Here is a 21,749-nt window from a genome sequence, read left to right as displayed (position 1 = left end):
TTTACATATGTCAGATATTCAAAAGATTATCGTACCCGACGTAGGCGGTGACGAAGTTGAAGTTATCGAGCTATGTGTTGCCGTAGGCGACAACATTGAGGCTGATGAAGGCGTTGTTACTGTTGAAAGTGACAAGGCGTCAATGGACATCCCAGCACCGTTTGAAGGTGAGATTGTAAGCCTGTCTGTGTCAGTAGGCGATAAAATCAAAGAAGGCGATGTGATTGGTGAAATGAAAGTTGCCAATGGTGACAGTGCCGATGAAGGCGCGTCTGAAGAAAACGCTTCAGATGAATCTTCTAAAGAAGATGCACCTAAGCAAGAAGAAGCACCAAAAAGCGAAAGCAAGTCAGAGGCAGCGCCAGCTGCGTCTGGCAGCAGCGAAGTGATTGAAGTTGCGGTACCGGATATCGGTTCTGACGACGAAGTAGACGTAATTGACGTATTGGTTTCAGTGGGCGACACCATTGAAAAAGAAGATGGGCTAATTACCCTTGAAACCGATAAAGCAACCATGGACGTTCCTTCAACACACGCAGGTACGGTGAAAGAAGTATTTATCAGTACTGGCGATAAAGTGAAAGAAGGCACAGTTGTTATTAAACTTGAAGTAGCGGGTTCAGACTCGTCTTCAAGTGAATCGGCGTCTAGCGATGCTTCTTCTGAAGCGTCTGCACCGGCTGCACAGGAAAGTGCAAAGCAAGAATCAGCGCCAGCCGCGTCTGCAGGTAGCGAGACTATCGAAGTTGCTGTACCAGACATTGGTGAAGACGGTGAAGTTGACGTCATCGATGTACTTGTATCAGCTGGCGATACCGTTGAAAAAGAAGACGGTCTTATCACGCTAGAAACTGATAAAGCCACCATGGATGTGCCTTCAACACATGCAGGTACGATCAAAGAAGTCTTTATCAAAGCGGGCGACAAAGTTAAGCAAGGCACCTTGGTTGTTAAGCTTGAGACCAGCGGTGGTTCATCTTCAAGTGCAGCTGAAAAGCCTGCTGAAGCGCCTAAACAAGAAGAGACTAAACAAGACTCACAGCAAGACGAGACTCAACAAGCGTCACAGCAGGAAGCCTCGCAAGGTCGCTCTCCTGTGCCTCCAGCGCCAGAAGCCAAGAATACAGGTAAAGCACATGCTTCTCCTTCGGTTCGCCGTATTGCCCGAGAGTTTGGTGTAGACCTGACTCAAGTTAACGGCTCTGGCCCTAAAAACCGTATCTTGAAAGAAGACGTTCAAGCCTATGTGAAAGCTGAGCTCGCGAAACCTCGCACAGCAGTAGCTTCAGGCAGTGCGCCTGTGGGCGACAACGTACTTCAAATCGTGCCGGTTAAGCCTGTTGATCACAGCAAGTTTGGTGAGATTGAAGAACAAAAGCTTTCTCGAATTCAAAAGATTTCTGGTCCGTTCTTACACCGTAACTGGGCGACTATCCCGCACGTTACGCAGTTCGACGAAGCAGATATCACAGAAGTTGAAGAATTCCGTAAAGAGCAAAACGCTTACCACGCGAAAATTAAGTCTGGTCTTAAGATCACGCCACTAGTATTCGTTATGAAAGCGGTAGCGAAAGCGCTTGAGAAATACGAAGTATTCAACTCATCACTGTCTGACGACGGCGAAAGCTTAATCATCAAGAAGTTCATCAACATTGGTATTGCGGTTGAAACACCGGGAGGCCTTGTTGTACCTGTTATTCGTGACGTGAATAAGAAAGGTATTGAAGAGCTTTCTCGTGAGCTTATTGAAACATCTAAGAAAGCCCGTGAAGGCAAGCTTAAAGCGGCCGACATGCAGGGTGGAACGTTCACTATCTCTAGTCTAGGTGGTATTGGTGGCACGGCGTTTACGCCTATTGTAAATGCACCAGAAGTCGCCATATTAGGTGTGTCTAAGTCTGAGATGAAGCCTAAGTGGAATGGTAAAGAGTTTGAGCCGCGCTTAATGGTGCCGCTAAGCCTGTCATACGACCACCGAGTCATCGATGGTGCGGTAGGTGCAAGATTCTCTACTGAGGTTGCTGCAAACCTAACTGACTTACGCAGAATCATACTTTAAATAAAAGGTCGAAAAAGTTTACAATATCAGTAACATTTTCGACGATTTTATAAGCCCATTTGGTGGCATTTAGGTTATGCTATTACACAAAAGTAATAGCATGACCCTACAAGAACAGGATTGAGGTTCACAATGAGCGAAATTAAAACGCAATTGGTGGTACTGGGCGGCGGCCCTGGCGGTTATTCAGCAGCATTCCGTGCGGCTGACTTAGGTATTGAAACAGTTATCGTAGACTCACGCGACACGCTTGGTGGTGTTTGTCTTAACGTTGGCTGTATCCCTTCAAAAGCCCTTCTTCACGTTGCTAAAGTAATGAAAGAAGCGAAGCACCTTGCTAGCCACGGTGTATCGTTTGGCGAGCCTACCATCGATTTAGATAAAATCCGTAAATACAAAGACGGCGTTGTTAAGCAATTAACAAATGGCCTTAGCGGTATGTCTAAAATGCGTAAAACCAAGCATGTACAAGGCTTCGGCAAATTTACAGGCGCAAACACCCTAGAAGTAAAAAATGGTGACGACGTTACTACTATTACTTTCGAGAAAGCGATTATTGCTGCGGGTTCTGAGCCAGTAAGCCTACCGTTCATCCCAGAAGATGATCGTGTAATCGACTCAACTGGCGCACTGGAAATGAAAGACATTCCAGAGAAAATGCTAGTACTAGGCGGTGGTATCATTGGTCTAGAAATGGGTACTGTGTACGAAGCACTTGGCTCGAACATTGATGTAGTTGAATTCTTAGATCAGCTAATTCCAGCAGCTGACAAAGACATCATGAAAGTGTTCATGAAAGACTACAAAGACAAGTTTAACATCATGCTTGAAACCAAAGTGACTGCGGTTGAAGCAAAAGACGATGGCTTGTACGTAACATTTGAAGGTAAGAACGCACCTGCTGAGCCAGTGCGCTACGACAAAGTACTTGTTGCTGTTGGTCGTAAGCCAAACGGTAAGCTAGTTGGCGCAGATGCAGCTGGCGTAAACGTTGACGAGCGTGGCTTCATCAACGTTGATAAGCAAATGCGTACTAACGTTGACCACATCTTCGCAATCGGTGACCTTGTAGGTCAGCCAATGCTTGCGCACAAAGCGGTTCACGAAGGTCACGTTGCTGCAGAAGTTATTGCTGGACAGAAGCATTACTTCGACCCACGTGCTATTCCTTCAGTAGCGTACACTGAGCCAGAAGTTGCTTGGGTTGGTCTAACTGAAAAAGAAGCGAAAGAGCAGGGCGTAAGCTATGAAACAGCAACCTTCCCATGGGCTGCTTCAGGCCGTGCAATTGCATCTGATGCAACTAACGGTATGACCAAGATGATTTTCGAAAAAGAAACGGGCCGCGTAATCGGTGGTGCTATGGTAGGTACCAACGCGGGCGAAATGCTTGGCGAAATCGGCCTAGCTATTGAGATGGGTGCTGACGCTGAAGACGTTGCATTGACTATCCACGCTCACCCAACGCTTAACGAATCAATTGGTCTTGCGTCTGAAATCTTCGAAGGAAGCATTACCGACCTGCCAAACCCGAAAGCGAAGAAAAAGAAGTAAACGTCTTTTTCGCGAATTAATTAAAACCCGCTCAACGAGCGGGTTTTTTGTTATTTACATTAGTAAATTTTGCGCAATATCTCTATTTTCAGTCGTTCGAATAAAGAATAGAACTTGAAGATAAAGGAGCCAACTGTTGGCTTTTATCTAGGGCCAAAAGATGATTCGTTTTAACCTCTTTGGCATTGTGCTGCACCAGATGAATGTCGTTATCAGCATGCAGTGCCACATTAGATAGGTTTACGCCGTTTACATCATCAAACACCATTGCAGGTCTAAAATCATACGCTCGGGTTTTAAGTGAAATATCCTTGAGCGTTATACCTTTTACGTGTCTTACAAAGAGTCCCCAACTAGGAAGCTCTCCAAACATGGTATATTCAGGGTAAGCATCTCGTACTTGTGGTACTAGGAATAGTTGGTCATGGGGACGGTATGCTAAACCTTTGTTGGCTCTTCCAGGATAGCTAATGGTAATCTTTTCAAGAATAACGTTTTCTACAAACGCGTCCGGTAAACCCGTAATTGAAGCCGGGATAGGATTGAAGAACGCGTTTAACCCAGGCCCTCGCAAATCGTAGTCAATATCGGCTCTATCAAAACTAATTTCCGCATTTACGTTGCTGATCACCACATTTTTTATTTTGCCTAGCGGTGTATCTTTAGGCACGTCTCTATTGCGTTGCCCTAGACGTATAAAAATAGCGCATCCCACATTTTTTGCATCTACGTTTTTCACACTGACATTTTCGAGAATTGCGCCGTCTACAGTTTCAAGCGCTATTGCACTTCTGTAGGTGTCAAATACAACAATGTCTTCAATTTTTACATTGTGAAAACCATTTTGACTTTCCGTTCCAAATTTAATGCCGTTAGAGCTAGAACGCAGTGTACAATTACCAATGAAAATATCGTTGTTGCGCATATTTTTCTTGGTTGTGGATTTAAGGCAAATCGCGTCGTCGGCAGCATTAACAAAGCAGCCAGTAATGCGGACATGCTCACAGTCATTGATGTCAATGCCATCGTTGTTCCAAAATGCGTCGCTTTGAACCACAATATTGTCAATGTGTAAATCGCGGCATGCTGCGTAGTGTTGAACCCATGATGCGCCGTTTTGAACAGTTATATCGTAAACTTTTATGTGGTTACACGAATGCATTGCAATTACATTGGGGCGATGGCGAGAGCGGTTTCGACGGGCATTAAAATCTTCTTCAATGCGTTCTTTGGCGTGATGAAGCCGATTTATATTTAATGCTAACTTACGGCCTTGAGCATTGATAGTTCCTTGGCCAAATATACCGATATTGTCGCAATCGTGTGCTTCGATTAGCGCATGAACCTTACCATCGTCAGTTTCATAGTGTCGTATGTCAGTGCTACCGAGCAAAACAGCGTCTTTATCTAGCTCTAGACTTATGTTGCTCGACAGGTGAAGTGTTCCTGAGTAATAGATACCTGCTGGAAACCAAACCACGCCCGATTCGCCACTGTCAACTACAGCCTGAATGGTTGCTTGAATGGCGCCAGTATCTAATGACTGTCCGTTTCCTGTTGCACCAAAGTCCTTTACGCTGAAACGTTTACCTTTTTGGGGAGGTTCACGCTTACTCGGTTTTCGTGTTGCGTTAAATTGCTCGTAGTATTGAGTGAGCATTTTTGCATTCAAAGCGTGTGAGAAGCACGAGGTTGCAGCTATCGTCGATAGTGCTGTTTTGATGAATTTTCGTCTGGATAGCGGAGCAAACATAGCTAACAATCCTTTTTTCTTTGTTGGGGTTGTCGAGCGCCGCTAAAAATAAACGGAAAAAATCGACTACGCCCTAAAACAAGTCTTTCTAAAACGTAACTATTTGTTGAATTTGGAATTTTTGTAATAATTTCATGGTGTTGATTCTAAAATTAATGATAAATACTTATGGTCGTTTAGACGTTACCTGAAATTTGACACCGGTGTCAACAGCGTGTTAAAAAAACGTAGATAAGAAATTAATTAACAGGTGGTTGTTTTGTCTAATAAGTACTTAAAAGTTGTTTCGATGAAGCTTTTGCTAAGAACGACGTTATTATCATTGTTTTGCTTACCTTTATCGAAAGGGTACGCGAAGGATAGTAGTTATCATCAATACATTGATCCGCTTATTGGCTCTGAGGGCCTGGGAAATGTATTTGTTGGCCCTAGTACACCTTTTGGAATGGTAAAGCCTGGGCCTGATATTGGTACCCATAGTAATAGTGGTTACGATCCGGATTTGACAAAATCGTTGGTCGGCTTTAGCCAAGTGCATGTTAGCGGAACCGGTGGCGGCCCCAAATATGGAAACATTTCCGTGATGCCGTTTTCGGGCAATGTCGAGTCAATCGAGCAGAGCAGTTTACGCACGAATGAGCAGGCTCAAGCGGGCTATTATGCAACAGTGCTGACCAAGTGGGATATAAAAGCAGAACTGACCACTGCTGAGCGCGCCGCGTTTCATCAGTACACCTTTCGAGATACAGTTCACAATGCAATAAAAATTGATGGAGGCTTTTTTCTAGGGGAAAACCCGGTGCCAGATGCACGAGAAGCGCAGCAGTTTGTCGGGTCAGAGGTTGAAGTTTTATCTTCCACTCAAATTCAAGGATATAGTCGCATACGTGGTGGTTGGAACAATGGTAATGCCTATACTGTGTATTATCACGCAGAATTAGACCAACCTTGTGATCGTTTTAGCACATTTAAAGGAGAGACTTTATATCCCTCTGTCAAAGAGCAATTTGATTCCGGCGAGAAAACAGGGGTGCTTTGTTTTTTCAGTGATCATCAGCGAAAAACGGTGAAGATGAAGATAGGCATTTCGTTTATTAGTGAAGCTAAAGCAGCGGAAAATTTAAGAAATGATATTCCGCACTGGGACTTTAACTTAGTGCGTCAGCAAACTGAGCAGAAGTGGGAGAGGTTGCTGTCTAGGATCGAATTGGATTCGACAGCGAGTGTTGAACAACGGAAGATGTTCTACACGGGCCTTTATCACACAATGCTAATGCCTGTAGACCGCTCAGGGGAAAACCCTTTGTGGACAGCCACGCCATACTATGACGATTTTTATGCTATCTGGGATACGTTTCGCACGTCCTCCCCCCTTCTTACAATCATCGATCCCGAGCGCCAAGCCGATATCATCAACGGCATGTTAAATATCTACAAGTATGATGGGTATTTACCAGAGGGGCGAAGTGGAAATACTAATGGCCGCACCCAAGGGGGCTCTAATGCGGATATTGTCATTGCCGACGCCTACGTTAAAAATCTTAGAGGGGTAAATTATCACCTTGCCCTTAAAGCTATGATTAAAAATGCCACTGTTGCACCGGGTGGAAACAGTGAAAAAGAGGGGCGCGGTGGTTTGCCAGACTACAATCGTCTCGGCTACGTTTCTACTGATTATGTGCGCGCGGGAAACAGAACATTAGAGTACGCCTATAACGATTTCGCGCTGGCTACGGTGGCTAAAGGGTTGCATCGAATGGGGGAGTATTATCGCTTTATAGAACAGGCCAATAATTGGCAAAACCTGTGGCGCAATATAGAACATGATGGTGCACGTGGTTTTATTATGCCAAAAGATGTTAACGGAAAATGGATAGACGAAATTCCGTGTGACATTAAAGATGGTGTGGCCACGCGCGTTAGCTATACGCCTATTGCACAAGACTGGCCTAACTGCGTGTGCTGGTGGTGCGGTTTTTTCTACGAAGCGAGTTCGTGGGAATACTCGTTTTATGTTCCGCATGATATTGCTGCAATCATAGAGAAGAGCGGCGGCAGCGACGCTTTTGAATCTCGCTTGAACACATTCTTTGAGCACAATTATTACAACGTCGCTAATGAACCCTCATTTTTGACGCCCACGCTATATCACTGGCTGGGAAAACCTCATTTGAGTTCAGACAGGGTGCGCAAAATAGTCCAAGAGCATTATTCTAGCAAGCGCGATGGCCTACCTGGTAATGATGACTCTGGAGCAATGTCGTCGTGGCTTGCTTTTCATATGATTGGGCTTTTTCCAAATGCAGGGCAGCCTTACTATTTAATTAATTCTCCGCAAGTGAAGTCGGCAACGTTGCATGTTGAAGGAGGCAATACCTTTAAAGTGATCACAGAAAATTACAGCGAAAAAAACCGGTATATCGTTTCTGCCACCTTAAATAGCAAGCCATTTCACAACACGTGGATAAACCACTCTGAAGTAATAAAAGGGGGAGAATTAAGATTGAAGATGGCAGCAAAGCCTTCGAATTGGGGAGAGGGCAAGTTCCCGCCCTCACTATCTACCACTCAGAAATAGTCAAACTGCACGTACCTTTAATACTGGTGCGTGTCGGCCGCTAAATCATTACTTTACGCTAATAAACACAGGGTTGCTGTAAAACCATAAATCAGTCCAGGGATCTTCTCCTGCCGTGTCTATCTGTGGTTCCAATTCATTCTTATTATTAGTACCTCTGATGCGAACATACTGTGCGTGTTTTACCGCTTCAATGTCCATTTTTATCGTACGAAACTGTCCATCCACATACCAGTCTTTTGATGTAAAGCGATGAACTACTGGGGACGGCGCTGCAGCAACGTCGCTATTGATCATGCCAATAATCACGTCTACCCGTTCTACACTTGGGTTTTGACGGCCAAAATTAAGGGTGTCAGGGTCGCGAAATTTGATTTCTATAGAGCTTGTTTCGCCTGATTTTATTTCTATGGTTTCCCCAATATCTGCGGATTGGCCCTTTTTATTACTGACTTTAACCGAAAGTGAATCAATTAAATCTCCGGTAGTTGCAAACATTTTCCCTTCTCGCATCGCCTGCATTATATCGTTGTACTGTTTTCTCGCGAACACATAGGTTTTTGAATATTCACCAGGCCAAAAGTCGGTTCGCCCCTCTGTGTAGTGCATATGGCTATCAGAAGTGGCTGTTATCCACCAGCGTCTGCCTTCACTCAACAGACTGTCCCAGACGCCGCCGACCACGGCCGTCATTTGATCAAAACCACCCATTGTTGGAAAGTCGTTATATCCGCCCCTTAATCCACTCTCTCGAATGGAGCCGTCGGGGTTGAGTGCGTTGGCTTGGTGGCCGGGTGCGCCTTCCATGCCAATAACGACATCAGGTGCAGTGTCTTGCCATTTTCTTAGTTTTTGAGGCGTGACTTTTTTAAAACCAGAGAGCTTTTCAGCCAAGCGAGCTGGGTGGTTTACAATCAAAATAGGTGGTTTTTGTTCTTCCTGCATTGCTCTGAGCGCTTTAAGCATAAACTCATCGGTATCTCTAGAGGCGGTGTCAGGCTCAATTTCCCTTCTATTAAACTGTGACTCTAACCAGAAAAGCTGTTCTGCTTCAGTCTCGCTATAAGGAATAATTAAGCTGCAGTGACGAGCGCCAGGTGTGTCGAACTCCATGCCGTAAAACTGTAACACCTCAGGTGTCGCTTTTCGCGAAGCGACAAGCTCTGGATAGGCGTGTTCTAAGTTAACGGAACTGTGCCCAGGACCACCATGATCTGTGGTCACCATCCAGCTCAAATTATGATGCCTCGCCATTTGTGCGTATAACGCAGTGGCGTACTGCGCATCGCCCCGTAATATAGGTGTGGGTGGAGTCGTGCTCCAGTCCCATCTAGCACTGTATTTACCATGGATATGATGATCGCCCGCAAGCCATGCTGGCGCAGGAGCTGCGTCTGCTAGGGAAAGGCTTGATGCAGACGCATTGTGCGTTTTGCTGTGGGAAGTTTTACACGACACAGTGAATAAAGAAGTGAGTAGCATAATGAAGTAAAACAAAGGGTAGCGCATTGGAAGGGCCTTTAGCGTTCGTTGCGAAAAAAGTAGTGCGGTTTAGAGATGCAAAAAGGGAAGCATAAATCAACAGCTCTACTAAAACTACAAATAGAAAAGGCGCCGGAAAACAAGGCGCCTGTCATCGTTAATTATTTATAGCTAACTAAAATCTATAGGTAGCACCTGCCATAAATGTTCTTCCGCTGGTCGTTGTGTTGTACTGACGGTCACTGGAGTCACTATATTGTACTTCCTGTTCGTCCGTTAAGTTGATGCCCTCAATATTCAACTTCAGCGACTCGTTTACTTGATAGAATGCTGAGAAATCCACGTAGGTTGTTTCGTGGAATCCGCGTTCATCTTCATCACCAAGGCCCGCTTCTACACTACTGATATATCTATCTCGATAGGCTGCTGAAACGCGCGCTCCCCATTCGTCAGTCTCGTAATAAAGGGTTAAGTTATAGCTGCTTTTCGATAGGCCTTGAAAGGCTTTAACTTGATCCTCGCCACTTCCTTGCACATTTCGATACGTACTGTTGCCGTCAGCCCATGTATAGTTGGCAATTAGACCAAAGTTCTGAAACGGCTCAGGTAAGAAATCGAAGTCACGTTGGAAAGCGAGTTCGAAGCCTTTGATGGTCGATGAATCTGAATTTTGAGGGGTCGTCACGTTAAATTGCGTAGTTGGCGTTCCGCCATTTGGCAATAAGCTATTTGGCAACGATAGCTCCTCAAGGGTTCTTGTTTGTGCTGCAGTCTCGGTAACAATAAAGTCTTTGATATCTTTATAAAATACCGCGACAGAAAAGTAACCAACACCGTCAAAATAAGACTCCAAGGAGGTATCAATGTTCACAGAAGAATAAGGCTTTAAGCTGGGGTTACCAATAGTGACAGAGCCGATGTCCCCATCCGATAGCGTAGCTTGAGATACTCTAGCGGACACTGATAAGGCACTTAAAGAAGGACGCGTCAGATTTTTACTTGCGCTAAAGCGAAGTAACACATCTTCACTTACTTCATAAACCACATTAAGTGTTGGTAAAACGCCGGAATAATCGCGAACCATAATAATATCTTCACCGCCAGAGATACCCTTTGAGGTCAATTCAGTATTGTAATAGCGAAGACCCACGCTTCCTCTAAAATTGGCGTCGTTTAGCATACTATCCCAGCTATACATACCATAGAGGGCTTGGGTTTCTTCTTCTACATCGTATGCAAATGTACTGACAACCTTATCTTCACCTAATGAAAGATCAGAAAGACCATAAAACTCGTGTATCTTTGCCATATCAAGCTCGAGCCAATCTTGATCTGGGTGGTCTGAGTAAACGTTGGTGACATCAGATGAAATTGTGGTTACACCGTTGTTAAGTGGGGGTTCTTTACTCTGAACATAACCTGAATCTTGTCTACGTTCGCCCGTGTTCGAGAATTTTTTATAATTGGCGCCGAAGCTAATGGTTCCTGTATCGCCAACGAAGTACTTAAAATCTACTTTGGCATTGTCGAAATCGTTTGTGATGTAGTCTTCTTGGAAATACAAATCTTTAACTAGCCAGCCTTCAGGGGAAGCAGGGTCAAAGTCGTAAGTATTTACACCGTAAAAGCGGTCTTGAGTAAAATCGGTTATTATACCGCTGCCAGGTCGCATAAGGTTGGCTTTGTTGACCTTGGGCTGGTCGTAGTCAGAAGAACTTGTACCAATTTGTACGTTTGCTATGAAATCCTCTGAGATGTTCCAGTCAACACTGAAAGTTAGTTGAGTGAAAACAGACTCATTGTAATCTTCTCGAGACTCTGTTCTTATCGTGGTATCAGAGTAACGTCCAAAAACGACTTCTTTATCGCCGTTATTGTCAATGAACTCTAGCTCCTCCACGCGCCCCAAAGCCGTACTGCTAGAACCCCCGGTCGAAATGTGGTGCTCATCAAGCGTATTGTTTAGTTCACCGCGCAGAAAATCTAAGCTAATATTTAAACCATCAGAGGGGCGATATTGTAAAGACGCCGTTATACCTAAGCGCTCTTGCTGATTATTCCACACAGAGTAACGGTTGCCTCTTGAAAACCATAATTCACCGTCTTCGAGTAATTGAGCCGTATTGGCATCTAGATCTTCACTGTAGTTTGAAGTGCTTCTTTTACGCCATCTATAGGTGTTGTAACCAAATTCGCGAGACTCTCGCGTGCTATAGGCTACTGACGCCAGCGCACCGAAATTATCCCATGTGTTTGACAACATCCCAACTAAACGATTATCGAAGTTATCGGTATTGGTGTTGGTACCACCTTGCACACCCACTACGCCTTTCATACCCGAAAAGTCAAAAGGCTTCGCGGTTTTTAAATTAACAGTACCGCCTATACCGCCCTCTTCTATTTCAGCCGAATACGACTTTTTAACATCGATTTGATTAAAAAGTTCTGAAGCAAAGATGTTAAAGTCGAACGCGCGCGAGCGGGTTACAGCCCCGCGACTGTCCATGGGAGACGACGAAGACCCTAGAGCCTCCATGCCGTTTACTTCAACACGTGTGAATTGGGGCCCCATCCCTCGAAGTGATATTTGACGACCTTCACCGCCTTCTCGAGTAATAGCGATGCCCGGCACGCGCTGTAAAGAGTCGGCTAGGTTTAAATCAGGAAAGTCTGCGATGTCTTCTGCAACAATAGAATCTTGAGCAACCAAAGACTCTCGTTTTAAGTCTTTGGCTTTAATTACGGCACTTCGAAAACCTTGAACTTCTACTATCTCTACTGATTCTTCATCGTTTTCTTGAGCATAAACAGGTAAAACATAAAGTGAGGATAGTGCGTGAGCAACGCTTAACGCGACTGCGGTTTTTACGGTCTTATTCATTATTATCTCCCATTAACATTTCAGCAACATAAACTTACAAGGTTTATGACACCGGTGTCAATTGCTTAGTAGGGAAATTTTATAATTTTTTAAAATTAAGTGATAAAGCGGCGTATTTGGGTTGTCTTTAACTCATATAAGAACTTTGACATACAGAATGTGCATCATATTTTGGAGTAATTATTCGTTACATGGCTTGGACGACAGGTGTAGATTAGAAAAAGCATTCCTTTCAAGAAGTGTTGACACCGGTTGCATTAGGTTTTTATTAACTAGTTCCGTCTGGAACATATTTCAAACTACGTATGTTAGAGTGAGTCGGCTGGGGTTAGAAGTTTAGTAAATATTTCTATCCTAACTCTGATATTTCAACAGGTGTTTTCTGTGTATTCAAATGCGCTGGCGTAAATTCTTCACAGTCCATATTGCGCTGGTCCATAAAGCGTTTAACTGTATCGGCACAATATGCTTTGCGGCAGCACTGAGACAGCAGCATCTCGTGGCGCTGAACACGCTCACGTATAAACTTAACTACTAAGCTCCTAAGCCACTGCAAGCCAGCGTCTTGGTCTTGGCGCTTATGCCACATTACAGATAGAGGGGAGCTAATAATTTCTACAGGCGTTTCAAACACTGCTAGTTCACCTGAGAAAATCTCTCTCTCCATAACCAACGATGGTGCTACACAAATAAGGTTGCTCTCTTTTAATAGCGGGGTAGCGTTGTAGAACTGGTTTACTGACATTGCCACGCGGCGCTTGAGGCCCAAATTAGCGAGCGCTTGATCGGTTGGGCCGGTTACATCGCCTGTCACTGACACTAGCAAGTGATCTGCTGCTACAAAGTCTTCCAACGATAGTTGTGATTTTGCTAGTGGATGATCGGGGCGCATTACCACAACCCAGCTTGGGTCAAGCACATGTTCAGAGCGAATTACAGAGCCGGGCTCTTGGTGTTTAGAGAAGGTCAGTTCAGCTTCGGCATCTTTAAGTATTTTATCCGTTTCCATATCGTAATTAGGAATAGCATGGATATTAATACCAGGCGCCTCATTCTCAATAACTTTGCGTAGCGGCCCCCACACCATAGATACAATGCTGTCTGTGGCTGCAATACGAAAAGTGCGCTTTGCTGTTGCAGGGTTAAAGTCAGTCGGGTTCACGGCAACTTCAAGCTCGCCTAAAGGCCCCTGAATCTGGCTCCATAAGTTTTTAGCAAAAGAGGTAGGCTGAATACCACGGCCGTCTTTCACGAATAGCTCATCATTCCATGCTGTGCGCATGCGGGACAATGCATTAGAAACGGCGGGCTGCGTCATCGACAGTCTGTCAGCTGCGCGGGTAATGGCACCCTCTGTCATAATTGCATCAAAAATCATCAATAAGTTTAAATCATGTGGGCGCATGGTTGTCTCCGGTGTCTATTGCGGACAATCTGCTTTCATCAATCGAACAATGAAAAAAGCTGCCGTTTACCTCGTTTTTGGCTATGTAATTTAACTGACATAGTTTAGTTATAGGTTATAGCTAAAAGTATTTATTTTCCAAATGAATGCGACGAGCGACATTGGTACAGCTTCACCGCTGTAACCGTTGATTTTCCTAAGTTCACGCTTTTTATACGGTTATTTTTAGTTTCTCTACGAAACCATGCTTTTAAATCTTTAAAAGCAGTTGTCTCTTTTAGCCCGATCTCCAATACATAATATCATGTGATGTGTTTCATATAAAAATATAATTATTTTTATTGTTTGAGGGTGTGCATAATGCGCGGCATCAAACTTTAGTCTAACTTTTTAGAGAATCTTGCAATGAATACTTTTTCCCGTTTATTGGCAATAGTCAGCCTAACTGCGCTTGTCGCTGCATGCGGTGGTGACGAGCAGGATCCAAGTCAATCAATGAGCGCAAACAAAAATGCAGGCGTTCCTGTTGATGTGGCTACCGTGGTGACTCAGCGTTTAACTGAGTGGGATAATTTCACTGGCCGTTTAGAATCGCCGCACATAGTTGCACTTCGACCTCGCGTATCGGGCTATATCGATTTTGTCGCTTTTGATGAAGGAGAGTACGTTGAACAAGGGCAAACGTTATTCTTAATTGATAATCGGTCATTTAAAGCTGAAGTGAACCGCTTAACTGCGCAGCTTGAAGAAGCGAAGAGCCGCGTTAAATTGGCGGAGCAAAACTACAGCCGTGCTTTTAAACTTCGTAAAACCCAGGCGGTTTCTGAAGAAGTGTTAGATGCTCGCCTAGCTGAAAAAAACCAAGCGCTAGCCAGCTTAAATCAAACGCAAGCCGCGCTGGAAGTAGCGCGTTTGAATCGTGGCTTTGCGCGTGTTGAAGCACCTATTTCAGGTCGCGTATCTCGTGCAAATATCACCGAAGGCAACTTTGTTACAGCTGGACAAACAGAGTTGACTCGCATCGTATCGACCGACCGTTTATATGCGTATTTCGATATTGATGAGCAGACCTACCTAAACTATCTAACCGATAAATCAACGGCTTCAACAGCAGTGAGCGAGCAGCCAGTAGCGATGCGCCTTGCTAACGAGTCTGATTATAACCACTGGGGACAAATTGATTTCATCGACAACCAGGTTAACGGTAGCACAGGCACACTTCGCGTTCGCGCCGTTTTTAATAACGAAGAAGGTCGTTTAATTCCGGGATTATTTGCACACTTAAAATTGGCAGGTGACACCGATGAAGAGGGCATTCTTATTAAAGAAAAAGCTATCGGCACAGATCTGAATAATAAGTTTGTACTGGTTGTAAATGACGAAAGTAAAGTGGAATACCGTGCGGTTAAGCTAGGCGACAAAGTGGGTAGCATGCGCATCATCACAAGCGGCTTGAATGTAAACGACACCATTGTGGTTGATGGCTTACAGCGCGTTCGCCCTGGTGCCCAAGTTGCCGCTAACGAAGTGCCTATGGGTGATGAAGATGCTTTGGCAAACTTATCTAGCTGGCAGTCACGTGTTGATAATGCAACACAAGTAACCCAAAACATGGCGCAGTATGAGGATGTTTTATCTGGTGGTTCATTTGCCACAGGTACAGCAACAGCAGGTCTTAAGTAATGAACATTTCGCAGTTTTTCATTAGCCGCCCGATTTTTGCGGGCGTGCTTTCCCTACTTATTTTTATAGGTGGTGCAATTGCTGTCTGGCAATTGCCTATCACTGAATACCCAGAAGTAGTGCCGCCTACCGTGGTGGTAACTGCGAATTATCCCGGTGCAAACCCAGAAGTTATCGCCGAAACAGTTGCAACGCCGCTAGAGCAAGAAATTAACGGTGTTGAAGATATGCTTTATATGTCTTCTCAAGCTACCAGTGATGGGCGTATGACGCTAACTGTTACCTTCGCGATTGGTACAGACCCAGACGAAGCAACCACGCTGGTGCAAAACCGTGTGAATCGCGCTACACCGCGTTTACCTCAAGAAGTGCAGCGCTTAGGTGTGGTTACCGAAAAGTCCTCGCCAGATTTAACCATGGTGGTGCATTTAACGTCGCCTGATAAACGTTATGACATGCTGTATCTTTCAAACTATGCCGATCAGTTTGTTAAAGACGAACTAGCCCGAATCAATGGCGTTGGGCAAGTGCGCCTGTTCGGTGCTGGTGAATTCAGCATGCGAGTGTGGTTAGACCCTAACAAACTGGCCGCGCTCCAGTTAAACCCTGGCGATGTGGCAGCAGCTATTGCCGACCAAAACCAGCAAGCGGCGGCAGGTAGCCTAGGTGCACAGCCTACGGGTACCAGCGAATTTCAGCTGCTTATCAATGTGCGCGGCCGTTTAAAAGATGAAGCCGAATTTGAAAATATTATTGTTAAGTCGGGTGAGAATGGTGAAATAACCCGCCTGAAAGACGTTGCGCGTATCGAGCTAGGTTCAGAGTTTTATGCACTTCGTTCACTTATTAACAATAACCCTGCGGCAGCGGTGCCGGTTTTCCAAGCACCAGGCTCTAATGCAATCCAAATTTCAGATGACGTTCGCGCTCGTATGGCGGAACTGTCAAAAGCGTTCCCTGAAGGCCTTGAATACGAAATTGCCTACGACCCTACCGTATTTGTTCGCGGTTCGATTGAAGCGGTTATTAGTACACTTCTTGAAGCTGTATTGTTAGTTGTACTGGTCGTTGTACTGTTCTTACAAACATGGCGAGCGTCTATTATTCCACTCGTTGCAGTACCTATTTCACTTGTGGGAACGTTCGCGTTTATGCAACTAATGGGCTTCTCGCTGAATGCACTGTCTCTGTTTGGCCTTGTATTAGCAATCGGTATTGTTGTGGACGACGCTATCGTTGTTGTCGAAAACGTAGAGCGTAATATCTCTGAAGGCAAAGCGCCGTTTGAAGCAACCGTACAAGCAATGAAAGAAGTAACTGGTCCTATTATAGCCACAACTCTGGTACTTGCTGCGGTATTCGTACCTACTGCTTTCATGAGCGGTCTTACCGGGCAGTTCTATAAGCAGTTTGCGCTAACAATTACTATCTCTACGGTAATTTCTGCAATTAACTCGTTAACGCTTAGCCCTGCATTATCTGCATTGCTGTTGAAACCTCACGGTAAAGCGAATGACTGGTTAACCCGTTTAATGGATAAAGTGTTTGGCCGCTTTGTATTTTCACCGTTTAACCGTTTCTTTGACCGTAACTCAAAGCGCTACACTGGTGCTGTGGGTGGGCTTATCCGTAAAAGCAGTATCATCATGGTGCTTTACGCGGGTCTGCTAGGACTCACTTACTTCCAGTTTGCCAATACACCTACAGGCTACGTTCCGCCGCAAGATAAACAGTATTTGGTCGCCTTTGCTCAACTGCCTAATGCAGCAAGCTTAGACAGAACTGAAGAAGTGATCCGTGAAATGTCTCGTATTGCTATGGAACACCCTGGTGTTGAAGATGCAATTGCATTCCCTGGCTTGAATATTAACGGGTTTACCAATAGTCCAAGCTCAGGCGTGTTGTTTGCAACCCTGACTGACTTTGATAAAAGAACGACGCCTGATCTATCTGGTGGCGCCATTGCTGCCCAGCTTAACCAGAACTTTGGATCTATAAAAGGTGCCTTTGTGGCAATATTCCCGCCACCACCAGTAATGGGGTTAGGCACGATTGGTGGTTTCCGTTTGCAGGTTGAAGACAGAGGAAACCTAGGCTTTGAAGAACTTGAACGCGTAACACAAGAAGTGATAGGCAAAGCGTGGGCACACCCAGCGCTTACCGATGCATTTACCAGCTTCACTGTTGCTGTACCTCAGCTCGATGTAGATGTAGACCGTGAAAAAGCGGTAAGCCAAGGTGTAAACATCGATACCTTGTTTACCACCATGCAGGGCTACTTAGGTTCGTTATACGTGAACGACTTCAACTTGTTCGGTAGAACTTACCAAGTAAATGTACAAGCTGATGCCCAATACCGTCAGGATATTGAGAACATTACGCAGTTTAAAGTGCGTAATGCACAAGGTGAGATGATCCCGCTTGGCTCATTCTTGAACATTGAGCACAGTGCAGGCCCAGACCGTGTTATGCACTATAACGGATACGTCACCGCTGAAATAAACGGCGCAGCAGCGCCAGGCTATTCGTCTGACCAAGCGAAGGCAGCTATTGAAGAAATACTGGCTGAAACGTTACCACTTGGCATGACTTACGAGTGGACAGAGATCACCTATCAGCAAATATTAGCGGGTAATGCATCAGCGTTTGTATTCCCATTAGTTGTGCTTTTAGTGTTCTTAGTACTGGCTGCGCAATACGAAAGCCTGCGTTTGCCACTGGCAATCATATTGATTGTTCCCATGACCTTGCTGAGCGCGCTTATTGGTGTGCAAGTTTATGGCGGCGACAACAATATTTTTACCCAAATAGGTTTGATTGTACTGGTTGGCCTTGCAACGAAGAACGCCATTCTTATTGTCGAGTTTGCAAAAGAGCTACAAGACAAGGGGATGGACGCGCTTTCAGCCATTAAAGAAGCAAGTCGCTTACGTCTTCGCCCTATACTCATGACATCCATTGCTTTCATCATGGGTGTGCTGCCAATGGCGGTATCAACCGGTGCCGGCTCTGAAATGCGTCAAGCTATGGGTGTGGCAGTATTCTCAGGCATGATAGGTGTTACCGTATTTGGACTTATCTTAACTCCGGTATTTTATTACCTGATACAGCGTAAAGGTTAACTCTCCCGTCTACCCAAGCGTTGCCCTCTTAAGGGGCTCTTTAGGCCACTCATTCGAGTGGCCTTTTTTTTGCCACCATTGGTCAGCTTTTATGTCGTTTTGTGAAACCGAAAAGCTTATATTCGCTTGTATCCTGTTGAAAACAGAAAGAATGGAGATTCAAATGAAAATAGGTGCGGCAATAGTAATGGCGATGGGCATGGTGGTTGCTGTGTCCTTGCTTGGTGTTCAGGTGTCTTCTGCCATGAACGATATGCAAACGTGGGATAGAGTAGTAACCGTAAAAGGATTGTCAGAGCGAGAATACATTGCTGATCAGGTTATTTGGCCTATTCAATTTGTCGACGCGGGCAATGACTTACCTCAACTTTATGAACATATTGAAAAGAATAGCCTTCAGGTGGCTAACTTTTTAGAAGAGAAGGGCATATCAGCAGAAAGCATTACTATTGGAAAGCCTGAAATAAATGACAAATTGGCGCAACAATACGGAAGTAGTGAAAAAGCGCCATTTCGCTACAGTGCCATTCAAACCGTTACTGTCTTTTCAAATGATGTTGAAAAGGTGCGAGCGCTTATGCAGCAAATTGGGGAGTTAATTAAAACTGGTATTGTATTATCAGACCAAAGCTACCGCGCTCAGCCCGACTATGTATTTACCCGCTTAAACGAAGTAAAGCCGGAAATGATAGAAGAAGCGACGCTCAATGCGAGAGAGGTTGCGGAAAAATTTGCCAAAGATTCAAAAAGTACGTTGGGCAAAATTAAGCGCGCTAACCAAGGGCAGTTCAGTATTTCTAGTCGCGACAGCCATCATCCACACATAAAGAAAGTGCGCGTGGTTTCTACCATCGAATATACCCTCGTTGACTAATATTCATGCTATGCTAAAACGCTCACTCAATATTGAGTAGAACGCGCATTTGTGCATTTTGTGTATTAGATTACTGCTAATGTCTACTGGCTAGATTCGCCCATATGCGTTTTAATTTAAGTTAGTGCAGGGTATTCTTAAGCACTCAAAGCTCATTGACTAAGGGTGGTAAGCCTGAAATGACGGATCTCGAAGCACAATCTAAGCAGCTTGAATTTTTTGAAATCCCAAGTCCTTGCATAGGTGTCTGCGAGTCTGGTCCAAGAGGGTACTGTAAAGGCTGCTATAGAAGTCGTGAAGAGCGCCTTTATTGGCTTAAAGTTGATGATGCAACAAAAAGAAAGATAATTAGTGCTTGTGTACGACGTAAAAATGCAGTTTTAGCAAAATTACGCAAAGCGCAAGCACTAAAGGGCGAGGAGGCGGCACGACAGTTTTCTCTTTTCGATGAGCCGCCTGAAAGTCGTTAAAAAAGAGTTTGAGATTTATTAATGCCGTTAGAAAAGTATGTTTCGTATGCTGCGAAATCATTTACGTTACCCAATATTTGCGTGCGCTTGCGCTCAACGCTAGACAACCCTCGCTCGAGTATTGAAGACATCGCTGTGCTAATCAGTGCCGATCCCTCTCTCACTGCTAAGGTGTTACGCCTGGCCAATAGTTCGCTTTTTCGTTTCCCATCTCAAATTGAATCTGTAGCAAAAGCCATAAATGTAATTGGTGGCGAGGCCCTTTATAATTTAGTTATCGCTGAAACTGCAACCACTGCCTTTAAGCATTTTGATACATTGCTAATTGATTTAGACAAGCACTGGCATGCTTCTGTTTATTGCGGGATGGTGGCGAAGAGTCTAGCCATGCGGCTGAATGTGCGTGGCGCCGAACGCTTTTTCGTGATGGGTATTTTGCAAAACCTGAGCGAACTCATAGTTGCGAACAAAGAGCCTAAGCTCTATGACGATTACCGCAATGCGAAAAAGAACGACTTGCCACATATTGAGCAACTGGCCCATTTCGGTTTTACGTTTGCACATTGCAGCGGTATCATACTTGAAAAATGGCACTTACCTATTGGTCTTTTTTATCCCGTATCATTTATGAACGATGAAGCAAAATATACTTCTGATGTTGATATATGTGTTCTTGCAATTGCAAGTCGTGTAACGCTTAGTCAACTTGATAAAGAAAATTATGCTGACATTGAACTTTTTACGTCAGAAATAGCCAATACAGTAAGTCTCGACATGGAAGTGATAAGTAACTCAATTGAATATGCTGAACAAGAAACAGCAAAAATTGTGTCGCTTATTCACTGAGCTTTCAGTGCATCAGTTCTGTCACCGCACTTTTATATTCTTAAAACAGAGTAAAGCTCCCCCAGAGGATTGGTATTACGTGCGTCTCAAATAGGCGTAATCTAATAACTATAAAAGCTCGACGTAAAATCAGTTATGTTTAGAAAAATCTTCCGGCCACGTGTTGTTGTCGGTGCCATTTGTATTGGCGTGTGTTTATCTGCAAACGCGAGGGATCTCATTGAAACGCTTTATCATGCAGACTTCACTCCCGACGCCGATGATGAAATACCGCGTTTTACATTAGACGGAGAGCTCGGTGTTTTAGTTAATACCGGCAACACGTCTGCAGCCAGCGTTAAAGCAGCGGTCAACGCTGACCACGAAACCGAAAACTGGAGCAGCATTTATTTTGCTGAACTGCTTTATAAAGAGAGTGGTACGCCTACCACAGAGCGTGATATCAGCGCACAACGCTTTTTCACGAGCGCACAATTCGACTATAAACTGCTTTCGCCGGGACGACGCCTCTTCATGTATGGCGATTACGAAGACGATCAGTTTACCGGTTATGAACATCGCGCTTCACTTGCTGCGGGTTGGTCACAGCGCGTATGGCGAAATGAAGATAGCGAATTTCGTTATAGTGTGGGGCCAGGGTATACCTTTATTGAAGCGGAAGAAGATAACGAGAGCCTTGTGAATGACGGCATTATAGTGCGCGCGTCTGCCGAGTATAAATATCATTGGAGCTCGGGTGCAAAATTAAGGCAATTCGTTAGCACAGAGGCCGGCGAAGAAAATACAAAATCTCGCTCAGAAACCTCGCTTTCTGCCAATGTGTTTGGATCATTGGCAATGAAATTATCATTCATATTAAATCACGAAACAGACACCCCTGAAGATGTTGCGGCGTTAAGCACAGAAACATCGGTAGCGCTGGTCTATCAATTCTTTTAGTCAATTAGTGTAAATTAACAGTCGAATTTAGGCTTTTTGCCGCGTTCGCATTGACTGAGAGGCTTGAAAATGTACACTGCGCACCATTGTTTGTGATGCCAGT

General features: G+C 44.6%; 13 protein-coding genes. 9 read left to right on the top strand and 4 right to left on the bottom strand.

The window, feature by feature from the left end:
- Positions 1 to 7 precede the first annotated feature (7 nt).
- Together aceF and lpdA are read left to right on the top strand one after the other, a co-directional pair.
- Positions 8 to 2,059, top strand: a complete 2,052-nt coding sequence (gene aceF, locus ACXAGV_RS01805) for a pyruvate dehydrogenase complex dihydrolipoyllysine-residue acetyltransferase (RefSeq protein WP_474871362.1) — start codon at positions 8 to 10, stop codon at positions 2,057 to 2,059.
- Positions 2,060 to 2,191: 132 nt separating this feature from the next.
- A complete protein-coding gene (gene lpdA / locus ACXAGV_RS01800) occupies positions 2,192 to 3,613 on the top strand; it encodes a dihydrolipoyl dehydrogenase (RefSeq protein ID WP_474871360.1) in 1,422 nt (473 codons plus the stop codon).
- An 88-nt stretch (positions 3,614 to 3,701) separates the two neighbouring features.
- On the opposite strand, the gene ACXAGV_RS01795 is transcribed toward lpdA, so the two are convergent.
- The gene (locus ACXAGV_RS01795; RefSeq protein WP_474871358.1) at positions 3,702 to 5,366 is read right to left on the bottom strand and encodes a glycoside hydrolase family 28 protein; all 1,665 of its coding nucleotides are present in this window, start codon (positions 5,364 to 5,366) and stop codon (positions 3,702 to 3,704) included.
- Positions 5,367 to 5,625: 259 nt separating this feature from the next.
- Here ACXAGV_RS01795 and ACXAGV_RS01790 point away from each other — a divergent pair, with 259 nt between their 5' ends.
- Complete coding sequence (locus ACXAGV_RS01790; RefSeq protein ID WP_474871356.1) at positions 5,626 to 7,944, top strand: GH92 family glycosyl hydrolase; 2,319 nt, start codon at positions 5,626 to 5,628, stop codon at positions 7,942 to 7,944.
- Positions 7,945 to 7,992: 48 nt separating this feature from the next.
- On the opposite strand, the gene ACXAGV_RS01785 is transcribed toward ACXAGV_RS01790, so the two are convergent.
- The 3 genes from ACXAGV_RS01785 to ACXAGV_RS01775 all read right to left on the bottom strand — a co-directional run bounded on the left by ACXAGV_RS01785 (position 7,993) and on the right by ACXAGV_RS01775 (position 13,712).
- A complete protein-coding gene (locus tag ACXAGV_RS01785) occupies positions 7,993 to 9,453 on the bottom strand; it encodes a CehA/McbA family metallohydrolase domain-containing protein (RefSeq protein ID WP_474871354.1) in 1,461 nt (486 codons plus the stop codon).
- Between the two features lie 148 nt (positions 9,454 to 9,601).
- Complete coding sequence (locus tag ACXAGV_RS01780) at positions 9,602 to 12,307, bottom strand: TonB-dependent receptor (RefSeq protein ID WP_474871352.1); 2,706 nt, start codon at positions 12,305 to 12,307, stop codon at positions 9,602 to 9,604.
- Positions 12,308 to 12,656: 349 nt separating this feature from the next.
- Positions 12,657 to 13,712 carry a LysR family transcriptional regulator gene (locus ACXAGV_RS01775; protein ID WP_474871350.1) on the bottom strand — a complete coding sequence of 352 codons (1,056 nt, stop codon included), beginning with the start codon at positions 13,710 to 13,712 and terminating at the stop codon, positions 12,657 to 12,659.
- Between the two features lie 405 nt (positions 13,713 to 14,117).
- Here ACXAGV_RS01775 and ACXAGV_RS01770 point away from each other — a divergent pair, with 405 nt between their 5' ends.
- From ACXAGV_RS01770 to ACXAGV_RS01745, 6 genes are all read left to right on the top strand, one after another.
- Entirely contained in the window at positions 14,118 to 15,395 is a 1,278-nt protein-coding gene (locus ACXAGV_RS01770) for an efflux RND transporter periplasmic adaptor subunit (RefSeq protein ID WP_474871348.1), read from the top strand.
- Complete coding sequence (locus tag ACXAGV_RS01765) at positions 15,395 to 18,517, top strand: efflux RND transporter permease subunit (RefSeq protein ID WP_474871346.1); 3,123 nt, start codon at positions 15,395 to 15,397, stop codon at positions 18,515 to 18,517. The genes ACXAGV_RS01770 and ACXAGV_RS01765 overlap by 1 nt, the downstream gene beginning before the upstream one ends.
- Positions 18,518 to 18,680: 163 nt before the next feature.
- Positions 18,681 to 19,391, top strand: a complete 711-nt coding sequence (locus tag ACXAGV_RS01760; protein ID WP_334056794.1) for an SIMPL domain-containing protein — start codon at positions 18,681 to 18,683, stop codon at positions 19,389 to 19,391.
- A gap of 179 nt (positions 19,392 to 19,570) precedes the next feature.
- Entirely contained in the window at positions 19,571 to 19,861 is a 291-nt protein-coding gene (locus ACXAGV_RS01755) for a DUF1289 domain-containing protein (RefSeq protein WP_474871343.1), read from the top strand.
- Between the two features lie 21 nt (positions 19,862 to 19,882).
- Positions 19,883 to 20,707 carry an HDOD domain-containing protein gene (locus tag ACXAGV_RS01750; RefSeq protein ID WP_474871341.1) on the top strand — a complete coding sequence of 275 codons (825 nt, stop codon included), beginning with the start codon at positions 19,883 to 19,885 and terminating at the stop codon, positions 20,705 to 20,707.
- Positions 20,708 to 20,842: 135 nt separating this feature from the next.
- Positions 20,843 to 21,646 carry a DUF481 domain-containing protein gene (locus ACXAGV_RS01745; RefSeq protein ID WP_474871339.1) on the top strand — a complete coding sequence of 268 codons (804 nt, stop codon included), beginning with the start codon at positions 20,843 to 20,845 and terminating at the stop codon, positions 21,644 to 21,646.
- Positions 21,647 to 21,749: the final 103 nt, after the last annotated feature.

The sequence above is a fragment of the Alteromonas sp. ABH4_453 genome (genome assembly GCF_056160665.1).
This window is presented reverse-complemented; position numbering and strand designations above follow the sequence as displayed.

Bases quoted from the DNA above. Each gene is read 5' to 3' on its own strand.
- ACXAGV_RS01765 (WP_474871346.1), top strand. From the start codon at position 15,395: ATGAACATTTCGCAGTTTTTCATTAGCCGCCCGATTTTTGCGGGCGTG.
- ACXAGV_RS01760 (WP_334056794.1), top strand. From the start codon at position 18,681: ATGAAAATAGGTGCGGCAATAGTAATGGCGATGGGCATGGTGGTTGCT.
- ACXAGV_RS01750 (WP_474871341.1), top strand. From the start codon at position 19,883: ATGCCGTTAGAAAAGTATGTTTCGTATGCTGCGAAATCATTTACGTTA.
- ACXAGV_RS01785 (WP_474871354.1), bottom strand. From the start codon at position 9,453: ATGCGCTACCCTTTGTTTTACTTCATTATGCTACTCACTTCTTTATTC.
- aceF (WP_474871362.1), top strand. From the start codon at position 8: ATGTCAGATATTCAAAAGATTATCGTACCCGACGTAGGCGGTGACGAA.
- ACXAGV_RS01770 (WP_474871348.1), top strand. From the start codon at position 14,118: ATGAATACTTTTTCCCGTTTATTGGCAATAGTCAGCCTAACTGCGCTT.
- ACXAGV_RS01745 (WP_474871339.1), top strand. From the start codon at position 20,843: ATGTTTAGAAAAATCTTCCGGCCACGTGTTGTTGTCGGTGCCATTTGT.
- ACXAGV_RS01780 (WP_474871352.1), bottom strand. From the start codon at position 12,307: ATGAATAAGACCGTAAAAACCGCAGTCGCGTTAAGCGTTGCTCACGCA.
- ACXAGV_RS01795 (WP_474871358.1), bottom strand. From the start codon at position 5,366: ATGTTTGCTCCGCTATCCAGACGAAAATTCATCAAAACAGCACTATCG.
- lpdA (WP_474871360.1), top strand. From the start codon at position 2,192: ATGAGCGAAATTAAAACGCAATTGGTGGTACTGGGCGGCGGCCCTGGC.
- ACXAGV_RS01775 (WP_474871350.1), bottom strand. From the start codon at position 13,712: ATGCGCCCACATGATTTAAACTTATTGATGATTTTTGATGCAATTATG.
- ACXAGV_RS01755 (WP_474871343.1), top strand. From the start codon at position 19,571: ATGACGGATCTCGAAGCACAATCTAAGCAGCTTGAATTTTTTGAAATC.